At 37.3% G+C, this 15,267-nt stretch carries 13 protein-coding genes and 1 tRNA gene; 8 read left to right on the top strand and 6 right to left on the bottom strand.

Translation table 11 applies throughout. From position 1 onward, the window contains the following. Nucleotides 1–81: 81 nt before the first annotated feature. Both AC07VK_RS05725 and AC07VK_RS05730 read right to left on the bottom strand, forming a co-directional pair. Nucleotides 82–1,635: an MGH1-like glycoside hydrolase domain-containing protein gene (locus AC07VK_RS05725; RefSeq protein WP_492958962.1), complete on the bottom strand. Its 1,554-nt coding sequence runs from the start codon at nucleotides 1,633–1,635 to the stop codon at nucleotides 82–84. Continuing rightward, entirely contained in the window at nucleotides 1,635–4,370 is a 2,736-nt protein-coding gene (locus AC07VK_RS05730) for an alpha-d-galacturonidase (RefSeq protein ID WP_492958964.1), read from the bottom strand. The genes AC07VK_RS05725 and AC07VK_RS05730 overlap by 1 nt, the downstream gene beginning before the upstream one ends. A gap of 268 nt (nucleotides 4,371–4,638) precedes the next feature. On the opposite strand from AC07VK_RS05730, the gene AC07VK_RS05735 reads away from it, so the two are divergent. The 5 genes from AC07VK_RS05735 (at nucleotide 4,639) to AC07VK_RS05755 (ending at nucleotide 9,016) form a co-directional block, all read left to right on the top strand. Next, complete coding sequence (locus AC07VK_RS05735) at nucleotides 4,639–5,403, top strand: SDR family NAD(P)-dependent oxidoreductase (RefSeq protein WP_492958966.1); 765 nt, start codon at nucleotides 4,639–4,641, stop codon at nucleotides 5,401–5,403. Between the two features lie 33 nt (nucleotides 5,404–5,436). Next, complete coding sequence (locus AC07VK_RS05740; protein WP_492958968.1) at nucleotides 5,437–6,291, top strand: fumarylacetoacetate hydrolase family protein; 855 nt, start codon at nucleotides 5,437–5,439, stop codon at nucleotides 6,289–6,291. A 1-nt stretch (nucleotide 6,292) separates the two neighbouring features. Further along, nucleotides 6,293–6,622 carry an L-rhamnose mutarotase gene (locus tag AC07VK_RS05745; protein ID WP_492958970.1) on the top strand — a complete coding sequence of 110 codons (330 nt, stop codon included), beginning with the start codon at nucleotides 6,293–6,295 and terminating at the stop codon, nucleotides 6,620–6,622. A gap of 10 nt (nucleotides 6,623–6,632) precedes the next feature. After that, nucleotides 6,633–7,454, top strand: a complete 822-nt coding sequence (locus tag AC07VK_RS05750) for an amidohydrolase family protein (protein WP_492958972.1) — start codon at nucleotides 6,633–6,635, stop codon at nucleotides 7,452–7,454. 392 nt (nucleotides 7,455–7,846) lie between these two features. Further along, a complete protein-coding gene (locus tag AC07VK_RS05755) occupies nucleotides 7,847–9,016 on the top strand; it encodes an alpha-hydroxy acid oxidase (protein ID WP_492958974.1) in 1,170 nt (389 codons plus the stop codon). Between the two features lie 443 nt (nucleotides 9,017–9,459). On the opposite strand, the gene AC07VK_RS05760 is transcribed toward AC07VK_RS05755, so the two are convergent. Next, on the bottom strand, nucleotides 9,460–10,611 hold the full coding sequence (locus tag AC07VK_RS05760; protein ID WP_492958976.1) for an aldose epimerase family protein: 1,152 nt from the start codon (nucleotides 10,609–10,611) through the stop codon (nucleotides 9,460–9,462). 191 nt (nucleotides 10,612–10,802) lie between these two features. Between AC07VK_RS05760 and AC07VK_RS05765 the strand changes: the two genes are divergently transcribed. The 3 genes from AC07VK_RS05765 to AC07VK_RS05775 all read left to right on the top strand — a co-directional run bounded on the left by AC07VK_RS05765 (nucleotide 10,803) and on the right by AC07VK_RS05775 (nucleotide 12,438). Next, the gene (locus AC07VK_RS05765; RefSeq protein ID WP_492958978.1) at nucleotides 10,803–11,474 is read left to right on the top strand and encodes an HAD family hydrolase; all 672 of its coding nucleotides are present in this window, start codon (nucleotides 10,803–10,805) and stop codon (nucleotides 11,472–11,474) included. Nucleotide 11,475: 1 nt separating this feature from the next. Then, entirely contained in the window at nucleotides 11,476–12,174 is a 699-nt protein-coding gene (locus AC07VK_RS05770) for an NUDIX hydrolase (protein ID WP_477584590.1), read from the top strand. 191 nt (nucleotides 12,175–12,365) lie between these two features. Continuing rightward, nucleotides 12,366–12,438: transfer RNA gene (locus tag AC07VK_RS05775), tRNA-Lys, on the top strand. A gap of 226 nt (nucleotides 12,439–12,664) precedes the next feature. Here the strand turns inward: AC07VK_RS05775 and AC07VK_RS05780 are convergent. Genes AC07VK_RS05780 through AC07VK_RS05790 form a run of 3 tightly spaced genes read right to left on the bottom strand, consistent with a single transcriptional unit; the run spans nucleotide 12,665 to nucleotide 15,223 of the window. After that, nucleotides 12,665–13,177: an endonuclease V gene (locus tag AC07VK_RS05780; protein WP_492959843.1), complete on the bottom strand. Its 513-nt coding sequence runs from the start codon at nucleotides 13,175–13,177 to the stop codon at nucleotides 12,665–12,667. Continuing rightward, the gene (locus AC07VK_RS05785) at nucleotides 13,177–13,986 is read right to left on the bottom strand and encodes an alpha-ketoglutarate-dependent dioxygenase AlkB (protein ID WP_492958980.1); all 810 of its coding nucleotides are present in this window, start codon (nucleotides 13,984–13,986) and stop codon (nucleotides 13,177–13,179) included. Before AC07VK_RS05785 ends, AC07VK_RS05780 begins: the two co-directional genes overlap by 1 nt. A gap of 19 nt (nucleotides 13,987–14,005) precedes the next feature. Continuing rightward, nucleotides 14,006–15,223, bottom strand: a complete 1,218-nt coding sequence (locus AC07VK_RS05790) for a hypothetical protein (protein WP_492958981.1) — start codon at nucleotides 15,221–15,223, stop codon at nucleotides 14,006–14,008. Nucleotides 15,224–15,267 lie beyond the last annotated feature (44 nt).

The raw sequence follows: 15,267 nt of genomic DNA on the forward strand, positions 1-15,267 counted from the left end.
CAGGATGCGTGAGAATGGCGATTTCATCGCCTCTTTATCAATTTTATTTCGGTCTGTGAAGACACAGACCAAAGTATTTCATTAATTCATCTGTACCTTTAAAGGCTTTAAATCCTTCGCTTTGTAAATTTCTTTACCATCTGCAAACACCAACAATCCTTTGCCTTTATTATATTTTTTTCCGGTTTTATCCCACAAAATAGTCAATGTTTTATGGTGATACGAAACTTGATCTAATATGAACCAATCCCACTGATTTTTAGGTATTAATGGAAATATCTCAAGCACATTATCCTGACGTGGCTTTATGCCAACCAGATCATTGATGATAAGATCATTAAAGGTAGAATGATTGTAAAAACTGCTCCTTGGATTGTCGCCTTTTAACCATTCCCCTGTTTTCTCATCCTGATACTCACCGATGTAAGGTTTACCGTTTTTAGTATGAGAAGCAGCGTATTGATGCAACTCCTGGTAAAAGACTTCGGCATTCATTTTACCGTGTTTTTTATAATTGGTTAACAGATTGGCCAATCCTTTTAAAGTTTGCGAGCTGGCAAAAGGCCAAAGTGCTCCATCCCATTCACAGCTATGTCCGGTTCCCCTTGTTCTAAATGTTGGGTTTCTTCTTTCGGCTGTTGTTAAGCCCCAAGGGGCTTTAAATCCCGCAGTATCGAGTAACTGATCCCAGGCTTTTGCATAATTTGACTGATCATCCGGCAGGTTAAATTCCCACGGCGTAAAACCGATGGCCTCTCTAACATCAGATGAGCCTCCTTTGGCTTTTCTGGTTTCAAAAAACAAAGAAGAAGCATTCCACAAACTATCCTGAACCAGTTTTTTGAGTACAGTTGCTTTGCTTTTGTATTTGTCAGCTAAGGTTTTATCACCTAAAAGAACAGCAATTTTATCCAAAGCCATGGCGTTGCCATACATATAACTATTTATGGTTGGGCGTTGGTTCTGGTCTTTACGTGAACCACTGATCGATTCTTCCATGCCATCTTTAACATCATGTTGCCAGAAAAGACCGTTTTTAAGCTGCCTTTCGGCTTCCCACTTGCCATAATCTTTATCCAACGCAGGCAGAATTTCTTTCAAAAATCCCTGATCGGGCTGAACCAGGTAATTCTGATAAACTGCATCATCTACCCAACTGCTAAATTGATGGAAACGTTGTTTCGTTTGGCCAACATCGGCATGGTAAAGCCAAAATTTGATATAATCTTTTAAGTAGCTATTGTCTTTTAACCACCTGCCTTCGTAAATATGATGACCTAATGCACAGCTAATAGAATTATACTTCCCAGCATGTTTAACTGGTTCGATAAATTCGGTAAAAATGAATCCTTCAGGAGTTTTAACCAAATGTTTGCGGTAAGTCCACCAGCGGTAATAATAGTTTTGTTCCAATACCGAATCGGGGCATTCGAATAATGGCGCCTGTTCAGCTAACCACGTAAAGGCTTCGGCATTGGGCACATAGTTTCTCACGGCTTCTGTGTCGATCGAATTGAAATAGGTGACATATTTCTTCAATTTTTCAGTTCCCAGGATTGATTTCTGCTGCGCAAAGCCAGTAATTGTCAATACCGACAGTGCTGCTGTTGCAATTAAATTTCTTGTATTCATCATTATTCAAATAACCAATCGATGTCTTTTCCTCTACCATCCAAGCCTGCATTAAAAATCCGCAGTTCCTGTTTATCATCAATAAACCCTAAAACGAGGCAGGCCCCTTTACCTAAATTTAAAGTATGTGTTCCTGCAGGGAAAGAATAAGCATGAACATTTACCGGTGGAAAACCATAAGGCACTAACGCATTCGATATCTTGATTTCAGACTGACCATAGTTATTGGCACTCGCATCTGTTTCCAGTTGAGGAGGAGCAAGATATTGAGGATCTTTCTGGTTAAAAAAGCCTATCAGTAATTTTACAGGTGCTTTGGTGCTGAATTTAATTTCAGTTCCAATTTTAATCTGCTTTTCCTTTGCCAGCTTAATCCCCTTTAAGCCTAGTAATTGCGCTGCAACTTCTTTAATCTTAATTGCAGTATCTGCGAAAAGCTGTGCGTCTCTAGCAATCACATAACTTTCTGTTTCGTTTAAAACTTTAACATCAGCAGCTTTATAAGGCACAATTGCTGCAACTGTTCCCTGTTTTATTGATTTTAGAGAATCTATACTGCGTTTGAAATGATTAAGTTCCTTGGTAAAAACGGGTAACATCTCTTTCCAATGGATAAAAGTTTTATCTACACCACGCATCGGAATTTTGCGCTGCTTGGTTTGCATGCTATTGGCGTACAGGTAACTGTGCTCAGTCAATTTAACCAGTTTAGCATAATGATCTACGCTTTTTTGGAGAAAAGGCAATGCCTGTTCTAAATCAGACACCTGATTCGAATTTTTATATCGCAGTATCCACAGGGCTGCCTTAACTTTTTCAGCATAAAAATTAGCCATTTCATCATAACAAAAGATATCATTTCTAAGTCGCTTAAACTCTGCAGTATCTTTTGTTATGCCGGGTGAAGCCTCATTAATAGATTGAATGGCTTTTTTGCCATGTTCAACCACTTCGCGTGCCACCTGAACCGGGGTTTCTCCAATGTGGCCTTGTTTCTTCCACTCTTTTTCGGCGTATTCGATAATCATTTCGCCTTCTGGCGCTTCCGATTCGTACATTAAGGTAAACAAGCCATAACGGAACGGATTAATGAGTTGAGTCATCAACATGCCCAGCGTTAAGGTTTGTCGGTTACCATCCGTAATGCCGTATCTACGCAAAAGTTTGGGTGATATCTCACCCGATTCTTCGTAAGCATTCAGAATGGCTTTACCTGCGCTTAAAGTAGCACCATATTTATTGGCTAATTCTTTGCCCCAATAGTTAATTTCTCCACTACGGTCTCTTTGCGAATTCCACGAATATCTTGCCCATTCCTTGTACCAGATCCAATCGCGGTCTACCTCCAGTAGTCTGCCTTTTACCTCATCGGCTGAATAAGGCCAATCCCAATAACTCGCTTGAGGATATAAATGCAAACCTTTTGCACCATAAATCTTGTTCATCGCCTGAACTGATTTCTGGATAAAGTCTGCCGAACCGTAACGAAACGGCTCTAGATTAGCTAAAATATGGACATTTGAAATGTTAATGGTACCAATAGCGGCTAATTTCCTGTTTAAATCGGCCCATGCCCCACGTGGTGTATAAGTAGTTAAAGCCTCGCCATTAAACTTATTTTCGGTATACAGGTTTTTATAAAAGGGCAGCGCTGCTTTCATCACACTTGGTGCGTCAGTATCATGTGCACGCAATACAATCGGGGGTTCTTCCTTAATGCCCGCGGCTTTTAATCCATCTTTAACACCTGGGATAATCGTTTTGGTAAACCAATCAATGTCATCCTGCCCCACACCTTCCATTGCTTCGCCCAAAGCCACCATTAAGCCTACATTGGGATATTTCTCTACAAATGAGGCGATCGACTTACGGGTATAATCGGCAATTAAAGGAATAATCGGACGGTTCCTATCTTGTGTTTTTAAGCCGTGTTTATCGGCAAAGGGTTTTGGAATAATAATATTGTAAAACATCTGGATCACCCAGATGCCGCGTTTATCAGCTTCCTTAGTCAAAAACTGGAAGATTTCTTCATTCTTTTTTAAAGTCGCATCATTCACCTCTACTGCATAAGGATAATCTTTTAAGCGCAGCAGCGATGAAAATGGATGTCCGTTCCATAAATAAAGCGAATTATAGCGGTTTTCGACCATCATATCCAGGTATTTGATCCATAATGCCTTATCGTAAAGCCAGGGAAAAGTTTCTGGGGTGTAAGGATACTCATAAACATCGTGGCCAGGCAGATAATCTGGTTTTTGCAGACCAATACAAGTACCTCTTAATACCATTTCAGGCTGGTCGGAAAGCGCAAGCTGGGCAGGTAATTTACCACTACCCTTGATTTGATCTGCGAGTTCTATGCAGCCATATAAGGCACCCGATGCATCGTTGCCGATTATGTAAAGCGCCCCGTTTTTTCCGGTATAAATATGAAAGCCCTCTTTTTGGGTCGTTGAAATCTTATTTTTAATCGCTACTGGAAGATTATTGACAAAAAGTTTATCCGAAAACACACCAATCGCAATTGCGTTATAAGTAGTGCTGAGTTTGTCTTTTTGTTCAATTTTTGTTGAGTAATTCAGCTTAGCTAAAGCTTTTGATAACTTTTCGGCACCAAAACGCACACGAACATGATTTTCAGTAGAAATTACAATTGTTTTCGGCACCCAAACACTGGCATTAGAAAATGATATCGATAGAAAATAACAGGAAATAAAAATCAGAAAATTTCTCATTCAAATTGGCTCTAATAACAAAACCTATTTGCTAGGTTTTATGTGATATTTGGTTAATATTTATTTTTAAATATAAATTTAATATTCAAATATAAGTAATAATACCGAATGGCTTTGTAAAATTTATGCAAGGTAAGGCCATTGGAATATCCAGAATGGCGTATGACAATATCTGTTAATATTTAGACAAGAAGATAAAATTTTTAATCAACAATATTTATTTTATTTGTATTCGTATTCTAATCAATTATAATTTATAATCATATACATGTTTTCACTAAAAAACAAAAAAGCCGTAGTTACAGGCGGGGGAAGCGGCATAGGAAAAGCTATTGCTACCATTTTAGCTAAACAGGGTGCTGAGGTACACATCATCGAATTGGGAACAGAACAGGCCCAGGATACTTTAGATGAAATTAAAACAAATGGTGGAGAAGCATTCAGTTATGGATGTGACGTTTCAGACCATAAAGCGGTTCACGAAGTTTTTAAACAGATCGGAAATATCAATATCCTGATTAATAATGCAGGTATTGCGCATATTGGAAAAGCAGATACAACAGATGAAGCTGATTTTGACCGTGTAATGCGCGTAAACGTGAAAGGCGTTTATAACTGTTTGCATGCAGCTATCCCACAGATCCGTTTATCTGGTGGTGGCGTGATTATTAATATGGCCTCAATTGCGGCGCTAATTGGTCTTCCAGATCGTTTCGTTTATAGTGCCGCAAAAGGTGCCGTAAAAGCAATCACCATGAGTGTAGCGAAAGATTATATTGGCGAAAACATCAGGTGTAACTCTATTTCACCTGCGCGGGTTCATACACCTTTCGTGGATGGGTTTTTACAGAAGAACTACCCGGATAATATCCCAGAAATGTTCGAAAAACTTTCTAAAACACAACCAATTGGCAGAATGGCCAAACCAGAAGAAGTTGGTGCCCTGGCTTTATACCTATGTAGCGATGAAGCTTCATTTATTACAGGTTGCGATTACCCAATTGACGGTGGATTTACTACCTTAAACAATTAATAAATATTTTCAAATACAATAAAGAATTTTATAATGAAATTAATACGATTTGGCGAAGCCGGAGCTGAAAAACCTGGGGTAATTATAAACGATGATTATTTCGATGTTTCTGCATTGGTTAAAGATTATAATGAAGAATTTTTTGGCGGCGATGGCTTAGAGAAATTAAAGGCTGCAATTGCATCGGCTGATTTGCCACAGGTTGATAAAAGTGTACGCCTAGGTCCTGCCCTGGCCCGTCCTTCTAAAATTATCTGTGTGGGCCTAAACTATAAAGACCATGCTGCAGAAACCAATGCGCCTATCCCATCAGAACCAATTTTGTTTTTCAAAGCTACTTCCGCTATTGTTGGACCAAACGATGACCTGATCATTCCAAAAAACAGTAAAAAAACCGACTGGGAAGTGGAATTGGCGATTGTGATCGGCAAAAAAGCAAGTTATGTTGCTGAAGAAAATGCTTTGAACCATATCGCTGGTTATGTTTTGCATAACGATTATAGTGAGCGCGAGTTTCAGATCGAAAGAAACGGACAATGGGTAAAAGGAAAAAGCTGCGATACCTTCGCACCTATCGGACCATTTATCGCTACTCAGGATGAAATTGCCGATGTGCACAATCTTCGTCTTTGGTTAACGGTGAACGGAAAAACCTTGCAGGATGGCAATACCTCAAATCTGATTTTTAATGTTCCGTTTATGATTTCATACATCAGCCAGTTTATGACACTTTTACCAGGTGATGTAATTACAACTGGAACACCTGCTGGCGTAGGCTTAGGTCAAAAACCTGAACCCTGGTATTTAAAAGCTGGTGATGTGGTAGAATTAGGCATTGATGGCTTAGGCTCGAGCAAACAAACTGTTAAAGCCTACAGTGGAAATTAATATGAAAAGATACTGCTTGACACTCGATCTTGTAAATGATGAAAAGCTGATAGAAGCGTATAAGCAGTATCATCAGTCGGTTTGGCCTGAAATTAAAGAAAGTATTACTTCTTCTGGAATTGATAATCTGGAAATCTATTTATTAGGAAACAGGCTGTTTATGATTATGGAAGTGAATGACAGCTTTTCTTTTGAGGAAAAATCGAAAGCCGATTTAGCCAATCCAAAAGTGCAGGAATGGGAAAATTTGATGTGGAAATTCCAGCAGGCACTACCCGGTTCTAAACCTGGAGAAAAATGGATGGTAATGGATCAGATTTTTAAACTTTAAATGCTTTTTTATGATTGATACACACGTACATTTTTGGAATTTCGATCCGGTTAGAGATAGCTGGATAAATGAAGATATGTTTGCCATCCGTAAAGATTTTTCTCCGAAAGATCTTAAAGCGGTTTATCACGATCTTCAGATTACAGGATGTATTGCTGTACAGGCCAGCCAATCGGAAGAAGAAAACCAGTTTTTGTTATCGCTGGCAGAACAAAATGAAATTGTAAAGGGTATTGTAGGATGGGTAGATTTACTCGATCCAAATTTAGACGAACGTTTAACTTACTGGAGCAATTTCAAGAAGATTAAGGGCTGGCGACATGTTTTACAAGCTGAAAAAAGTGATTTCATCCTGAACAAAAAGTTTATTGCCGGTATTAATCTTCTAAAAAAATACAGTTACACTTACGATTTATTGTGCTATCACAATCAATTAGCAGACATTATCAAAATGGTTGATCAAATCCCTGATCAACCATTTGTATTGGACCATTGTGGCAAACCAGATGTAAAAAGCAAGGAAATAAAATCTTGGTCTGAAAATATTAAAGTATTGGCTTCAAACCCAAATGTACATTGCAAGGTATCGGGTTTACTTACTGAAGCAGACTGGAAAAACTGGACAGAAAAAGAACTTTTTAATTGCTTCGATGTCGTATTCGAACATTTTGGTGCTGAAAGAGTGATGTATGGCAGCGATTGGCCGGTAATGCTGCTCAGCAGACTTTATCAGGATTGGTTTGATTTAGTTGCAAAGTACACAGAGCGATTCTCTGCAGAAGAATGTAAACTAATCTTTAGCGATAATGCTAAGGTTTTTTATGGAGTTTAGTTTTATGAAACGGCCGTCATATCGACTGGAACGCAGTGGAATGGAGAGATCTATTATGCATGAAAGATTCTGAAATAATTCAGGCTGATGATGTGCTGGAATGATCATCTCGACTCGACCATAACAAAATGGCGAAATCTTTGAATCTGTCATGTCAGTTTAAACAGATTTCTCGACTTCGCTGCACTCCGCTCGAAATGACGGATTAAGTTTATAGCTAACGCTCGTTTAAAACGATCATGTAATAGCATCTCGTATTTTACAATATAATTGTAAGTATACCTAACATAAAACGATAATTACAAAACAGCAGATAGAGCAGGATGGAAAATATAATATAAAATATTAGTTTTCGCTTTCTAAAATAGATCTGACCATTACAATATTTAAATATGAGTAAAAAGATTACATTCCCTTACAATTCTCAATTCCCTTCTGTAGCCGACTTAAGAAAAAAGGCAAAATCAAGGATTCCTAAATTTGCTTTTGACTACCTGGAGGGTGGTTGTAATGAGGGGCTTAATTTATCGAGAAACGAGAGCGATTTCGACAATATTTACCTTAAACCGAATTATTTACGTGTTGGTGGAGACATTGACATGTCGGTTGAATTATTTGGCCGTCGTTACAGTGCTCCGTTTGGGGTATCTCCGATTGGTTTGCAAGGTTTGATGTGGCCTAATGCACCCGAAATTTTAGCCAGGGCTGCCGCCAAAGCCGATATTCCTTATACATTAAGTACCGTATCCACCAGTAGTATCGAACGAATTGCCGAAGTATCTGAAGGAAAAGCATGGTTTCAATTGTACCACCCTACCGAGAATAGCCTTAGAGATGATATCTTAAAGCGCTTAAAAGCTGTCGAATGCCCGGTATTAGTGGTTCTGGTAGATGTACCTGCATTTGGTTTAAGATATAAAGAAATTAAGAGTGGCTTATCTATCCCACCAAAAATGTCAATCAATAACATCCTACAGGCTTTTGCCCGTCCGCTATGGGGAATTAAAACCCTACAGCATGGAATTCCATCATTTGCTACCTTAAAGCCTTATATGGAAAAAGGAATGGACATGTCGCAACTGGGACAGTTCATGAACAAAACATTTACCGGTAAGGTTGATATTGAAAAGGTTGCTGCCATTCGTGATCTTTGGAAAGGACCTTTAGTACTGAAAGGAATCGCGACTGACGAAGATATGCAGGCTGCTATCCAGATCGGTGCCGATGGTGTGATTGTTTCCAATCATGGCGGCAGACAAATTGACGCAGGCGAATCCTCAATCAATTCACTGATCAAATTGGCGAACAATCCACTATACAGATCAAAATTGAAGATCATGTTAGATGGTGGTATCCGTTCTGGCGTCGATTTAGCAAGAGCACATGCCGTTGGCTCTGAATTCAACTTTATGGGCCGGCCTTTTATGTATGGAGTTGGCGCTTTAGGTAATGAAGGGGGCGATCATACCATCAATATGTTCAAAACTCATTTATACCAAATTATGCAACAATTAACCATTGAGAAAATTACACAATTTCCCGATCGGTTATTGACAGTATAAAAAAGGCTGTATCATAAATCTTAGTTTTTCTAAAAGTTTGTCACCTTAAGCCTGTCGTTATACCCCACCCGGCATAACGACAAGCTTTCTAGGGCTATCATTTACGTTATTTTACAAATTATTATTAATCAACATTTTAACTGCTTTCGCATTTCCATCCAGCTAGTCCATAGCACGTACCCCCGTTCTACTTAAATCCGGCCTAACAAATTTTTCGGGTTGCACTGCCTAAGCCGACCTATTATCTTCGAAAGAAAAATTTTCAGCCGGCATTTTTTGTTTCTTTTTGATGCCAAAAAGAAAGAGCCCTTCGGCGGCGGCGAGCCGAGGCAAGACTGCGCCGCAGGACAAGGGAAAACAATTGTACATCACTAATATTGATTTTTATAAAATAAATTACCCCTCAGGATGACAATCTATATTTATGATACAACCCGTTAACGTTATTTCAAAAACTTGTACGTTGTACTCGTTTTATAAGTTTCACCTGGTTTAAGCACTGTTGATGCAAAATTTGCATGATTTGGCGCATCAGGAAAATGCTGTGTTTCTAAGCAAAAAGCTGAACGGTGAGGATATGATTTTCCACCTTTACCATCCTTATCAGCACCTGTTAAGAAGTTGCCGCTATAAAACTGCAGGCCTGGTTCAACCGTATAAACTTCCATCGTTATTCCTGTAACCGGACTTTTAACGGTTGCAATAGCTGTTTTGCCATCATGATGGGTCAATACAAAATTGTGATCGTAACCTTTGCCATACTTTAACTGCTGATCATTTTCTTCGATCGATTTTCCGATGGTTTTCGCTTTGTTGAAATCGAAAGCTGTTCCAGCTACAGGCTGCAATTTACCTGTTGGTATAAGCGTAGAGTCTACTGGTGTATAGGCATTTGCATCAATCGTCAGTTCATGATCCAAAATTGTGTTGTTGCCCTCACCATTTAGGTTAAAATATGCATGATTGGTTAAATTTACAACAGTAGTTTTATCAGTAGTAGCTAAATAATCAATCTGTAAAGCATTATCATCAGTTAAGGTATAAGTTACCTTTACATCTAATTTTCCTGGATAACCTGCTTCACCATCATTTGAAACATAATTCAGCTCCAATTTTTGGCTATCTAATTGTTTAGCATCCCAAACTTTCGAGAAAAAGCCATCCGTACCACCATGTAAGGTATTAACGCCATCGTTAAGCTGTAAGGCATATTCTTTCCCATCCAGTGTAAATTTACCTTTACCAATGCGGTTTCCATATCTTCCAATTAAGGCACCAAAAAACGGCTCGCCTTTTTTGCGGTACGCACCTACGCTATCATAGCCTAAAACCACATCAGTTAACTTATTATTTTTATCGGGTACCAAAAGCGATACTACCCTACCCCCGTAATTGGTAATAGAAACCGAAGCCCCTTGTTTGTTTTTTAAAGTATAGAGCTTCACACTTTTCCCATCTATGGTAGTAGTATATTTTAATGAATCAGTTTGCTCAGTTGTTTGCGTTCCTTTATCTGATTTTTGGTTACAAGAAGTAAAAGCAACAGCTAAACACAATGTAGCGAAGGGCAAAGCCTTAAGAAATATTTTTTTCATGGATTAAAAATTTGAGGAAGCAGACCTGTAATTGCATGCAAAATCAGACACGGCTTCATATGATTTATTTTTGGTTAAGGCTAATGTAGGAAAAAATTATTAACGTCAAAGTAACGATTATACTTATTATTTTTTCATAATATCGGTGCGGATTCTCAACAGTAAAAAAAATCACATAATTTAGCAGCCATATGCATAATTTAAATTTCAAGCCAAAGGCTTTTCTTTTTGATTTGAACGGCACGATGATTAACGATATGGAATACCATACCTTAGCCTGGTACCGCATCATCACAGAAGATTTGGGTGCCAAACTTGATTATGAAAACGTAAAAAAGGAAATGTATGGCAAAAACCACGAAGTTTTAGAACGCATTTTCGGAAAAGATAAATTTAACACTGAAGAAATAGAACGCCTTTCTATTGATAAAGAAAAGCGTTATCAGGAAGGTTACATGCCGCATTTAGCGCTGATTGAAGGATTGGATCATTTTTTGGAACGCACAAAAGAGGCTAACATTCCAATGGCGATCGGATCTGCTGCGATACCTTTTAATATAGATTTTGTAGTAGATGGATTGAATATCCGTCGTTATTTGGATGCAATAATTAGTGCAGATGATGTAAAAACAAGCAAGCCGGATCCCGAAACTTTTTTAAAGGCAGCGGCAGCATTAAATATTGCACCGGCCGATTGCCTGGTTTTCGAAGATGCACCAAAGGGTGTAGAATCGGCTTTAAATGCAGGTATGCCTTGCATTGTACTAACCACAACACATACTATCGAAGAATTTGAAGGTTATCCGAATATCTTGGGTTATATTACAGATTATAACGATGCTAAATTAAATACGCTATTTTAACATGGGAAAATATTTAAATCAAAAACCTGTTCTTGTTGCAGTAGACTGCATTATTTTTGGTTATGACGGCGATCAGCTAAAACTTTTGGTAATAAAAAGGGCAATAGAGCCTGTAAAAGATAAGTGGAGTTTGATGGGTGGTTTTATCGGTGAACATGAAGATCTTGATGGTGCCGCCAAAAGAATTTTATTGGAATTAACAGGATTGCACGATGTTTACCTGGAGCAACTTCATGCTTATGGTAGTCCGGATCGGGATCCCATCGAACGTACCGTTTCGGTAGTCTACTTTGCACTGATCGATATCAATAAATACAGTAAACAGATTAATGACCAGTACCATGCCGAGTGGTTTAAGCTAAAAGAAGTTCCGGAATTAATTTTCGACCACGATATAATGGTTAAGGCCGCTATGGATAAAATCCGTTATCAGGCAGCCCTCCATCCTATTTTATTTGAGCTTTTACCAAAACGGTTTACTATACCGCAATTGCAGGCTTTATACGAGCAGGTTTACGATTCGCCTATAGATAACCGGAACTTTATCCGTAAGATTACAGCCAGTGGATTGTTAATTAAACAAGCCGACAAGGACAAATCAAGTTCGCGCCGTGGGGCCTTTTATTTTAAACTGGATAAAAACAAACACAAGGCACAGTTTCAGTCTTTTCTCAATTTTATCCCAAAAGCGAGTGAATAGGCAAAGGTTTGAGAAAATGTTACCCATTTAAAAATAAATTTTAAAATTCTTTTTGGGCTTACAAAATTTAAAATCAACCAGTTAGAAGCGCCAATTTTCATGAACTAAAAAAACAATAAAAACATTTTCAAAAAATGTTTGCAAGAAAAGGATAAATCCCTATATTTGCACCTCCTTAAACAAAGGGAAATGATTCCGTAGCTCAGCTGGTAGAGCATTACACTTTTAATGTAGTGGTCCTGGGTTCGAATCCCAGCGGGATCACAGAAAGCCTCACAGAAATGTGGGGCTTTTTTTGTTTTTAATCCCGCCTGGATTCGAACAGAAGCGTCGGCCTGGGTTCGATTTGTAAAAGGCTCAGAGCCAAGTTCGGGATTTTGCGGGGCTGAGCCAATCCCAGCGGGATCATAAGAATGCCTCAATGCAAATTGAGGCATTTTGCATTAAAGAGATCTATACTAATCGGTTAAAAGCTGATAAGTAGCCGATGTTAGTCACAGTTTTTTTGTTTAGTAAGTGAATCAAGATGTTGTAATAATTTCGGAATTCTATAATCTCCAGCCATACTACCGATGTATTCAACTGCTTTATCAGGATCAAGACCTATTGAGGTAATGAAAAGAGGATTTTTACTTTCGCCTCTCTTTAATTCTCTTTTGTTATTTACAATTGAGGCAAAATTAGTTTTAGCAACCCCTATTATTGGTACCTTTTCTTCTAATTGTTTGTATAAATGACCTCCTAAGCCCAATCTATTATTGTCGTCTAAAAAAACGAATCCGTCTACTACAATTACATCTATTTTTTCGAACTGGATTTTTTTTAATAAACTTAGAATGCAAGGTAATTCCCGCCTGTAAAATTCACCAGGAATATATTCCTCAATGTCTTCAAGGATTTCATAATAAACCGAGAAATCATTCACGGTTGTCCAGTTTTCAAAAGCCAGGCATACTGTTTTCGCTTTATTCTCGTAGTAATAGGAATCAAAAGATAGAATCATCAAATTTTCAAATTATTATTAATGGGGATTAACCTGTCTGCTATACTTAATGTATACGACAGTTTAGGATAAACGAAATCTAGAAGGCGATTTTCCTGTCCACGAAGCTTAAAGAATTCTGTTTTTTGTTCTTCATTAGCTAACTCTAATAATTGTCCATTGGAAAAATAAGCTAAGTTATCCTCAAATTCAATAAATGTTTTTGATTTTCTAAATGTTATACCCAACCATTTATTATCTGATTGTAATGGTTTTTGATGGGAGATCCGATCTAATACAATTTTATGAAGAAACTTGCTGTTCGTCTCCACGGAAAATAAAATCACTGAATTATGTGTCAATGGAATTTCAAGCTCTTTATCACTACCTTTTTCTTTTACCATTAATTTTCTCAACTGATTGTCGGACAACTCCTCCGGATTTTTATAACAGGAAAAAAGTCCAATATAAGAATTAGCATCCAAATCAAGATTTTGGTCAGAATGATAATTCATTTTGGAATAATTAAAGTCATAGACTTCAATTAAAGCATTATTGAAATCAACAGATGAAAAATCATTCAATTCACTATTTTTAATTACAAGATTTATGTTTTCAATTATAAAATCGTGAATACTAGTGAAATTTTGTGCAGCTATATGATATGCTGTTGTAGTTCTAACGATTGGAACACCCTTTTCTCCGATCTTTACCAGATGATTCCCCATTCTCCCTTTGGCAACGTTCTCAAAGTCAACAGAATTAATTAATTCCTCATATAAATTTGCATCGAATGAAAGTGCGAATTTTTGAAACCTGGAAATATTCATAATTATTCAATAAAGCATGTTAGTATATGGGCTTTTCATAATCGCCAGAATTCATACTAAAATGAATTTTACCATAATCAATTATACTTTTAGTTGTATTTTCTTGGTAATAAGAATTTCGTAAATCTTCAAGCATTTCGGAAGTCATATCCTCAAGTTTGATGATATTATTATCCTCTTTAATGTACGTTTGATCATTTATATATATGGCTTCCAGGTTAGAACAACGCACCACGTATCCCATTCTTGTAGGGATTTGATCAATGCTTAACATAGATGGTTTTATTTCATGAGTATATAATCTGTTCGTTGAAAGAGGAATAATAAAGACTGAATTTGGATATAGAGTTACACTAAATTCATTGGTCAAAGTGTGATCTTCAACTGATTTTTTTAACTTGAAGTGAAGTCTTGTTAAAGCACTCGTTTCCTTATAACACCAATCATATCTATCAGCAATGGAAGGTTTTATCTTGTCTGTACCAGACATGTCATAGAAAGTGCAAAAAGCAATAAGTCCATCTTTAGGCATATCTTTCGTTTTGTCAGAATGCGCTTTAATTTTCGATTTTATTTCTTTCTGATTTTCTTTCCTTTTGTTCTCGTAGATCTGCGCTAATACGTGATTCAATTTTGTTTCTTTCTCAAAAACATATTTTGCAGAATCATTTAAAAGATCAATTATTTTACGGTCTGTATTGCGAAAGTTGTCTGTCGGTCCAGTTAAATTACTTGAGCATCTCAATAGTCTAAAATGGAGTATTTCATCGTTCTCACTTGTTTCTTCTTTCAAAATCTCCGTCAGATATATTCCTTTTCTAAATGATTTTGCCTCCTTTGTAGATTCCGTTAATTCCTGAAATTCATGCTCAGTTTTGATGTTATAAAAATAATCACCATGAAATAAGCTTCTAAAATAAACCCCGGCATTATTAACTATAACAGGAACTTCTCCAAGTCCAATAATATGTATACTGTCATCATTGATCAAATTATTGTAATTACTTGAAAATTCTTTTATAATATATGTGTGTATTTTATCCAACTTGATGTCGCTCAGGTCTCCACAGATATAGAGTCTTTTACCTATTGCGGATTGTGCTTCCGGGAGTGAATCCACTACCTTTCCGCAGAAATTCTCAATTAGATAGCTAATATCTAAGTGTAGCTCTTTCTTTTCAGACAAAACAATGAGTATATTTTTATCTTTAGAAATTTGATTTTCTATTCCCTCCATTTTAATTTGTTATTTTATAAAATTGTGGCTCCTTCTCAAATATA

This window comes from Pedobacter sp. GW821-FHT01D05, from assembly GCF_059422505.1.

Bases quoted from the DNA above. Each gene is read 5' to 3' on its own strand.
- AC07VK_RS05725 (WP_492958962.1), bottom strand. From the start codon at position 1,635: ATGATGAATACAAGAAATTTAATTGCAACAGCAGCACTGTCGGTATTG.
- AC07VK_RS05730 (WP_492958964.1), bottom strand. From the start codon at position 4,370: ATGAGAAATTTTCTGATTTTTATTTCCTGTTATTTTCTATCGATATCA.
- AC07VK_RS05735 (WP_492958966.1), top strand. From the start codon at position 4,639: ATGTTTTCACTAAAAAACAAAAAAGCCGTAGTTACAGGCGGGGGAAGC.
- AC07VK_RS05740 (WP_492958968.1), top strand. From the start codon at position 5,437: ATGAAATTAATACGATTTGGCGAAGCCGGAGCTGAAAAACCTGGGGTA.
- AC07VK_RS05745 (WP_492958970.1), top strand. From the start codon at position 6,293: ATGAAAAGATACTGCTTGACACTCGATCTTGTAAATGATGAAAAGCTG.
- AC07VK_RS05750 (WP_492958972.1), top strand. From the start codon at position 6,633: ATGATTGATACACACGTACATTTTTGGAATTTCGATCCGGTTAGAGAT.
- AC07VK_RS05755 (WP_492958974.1), top strand. From the start codon at position 7,847: ATGAGTAAAAAGATTACATTCCCTTACAATTCTCAATTCCCTTCTGTA.
- AC07VK_RS05760 (WP_492958976.1), bottom strand. From the start codon at position 10,611: ATGAAAAAAATATTTCTTAAGGCTTTGCCCTTCGCTACATTGTGTTTA.
- AC07VK_RS05765 (WP_492958978.1), top strand. From the start codon at position 10,803: ATGCATAATTTAAATTTCAAGCCAAAGGCTTTTCTTTTTGATTTGAAC.
- AC07VK_RS05770 (WP_477584590.1), top strand. From the start codon at position 11,476: ATGGGAAAATATTTAAATCAAAAACCTGTTCTTGTTGCAGTAGACTGC.
- AC07VK_RS05780 (WP_492959843.1), bottom strand. From the start codon at position 13,177: ATGATTCTATCTTTTGATTCCTATTACTACGAGAATAAAGCGAAAACA.
- AC07VK_RS05785 (WP_492958980.1), bottom strand. From the start codon at position 13,986: ATGAATATTTCCAGGTTTCAAAAATTCGCACTTTCATTCGATGCAAAT.
- AC07VK_RS05790 (WP_492958981.1), bottom strand. From the start codon at position 15,223: ATGGAGGGAATAGAAAATCAAATTTCTAAAGATAAAAATATACTCATT.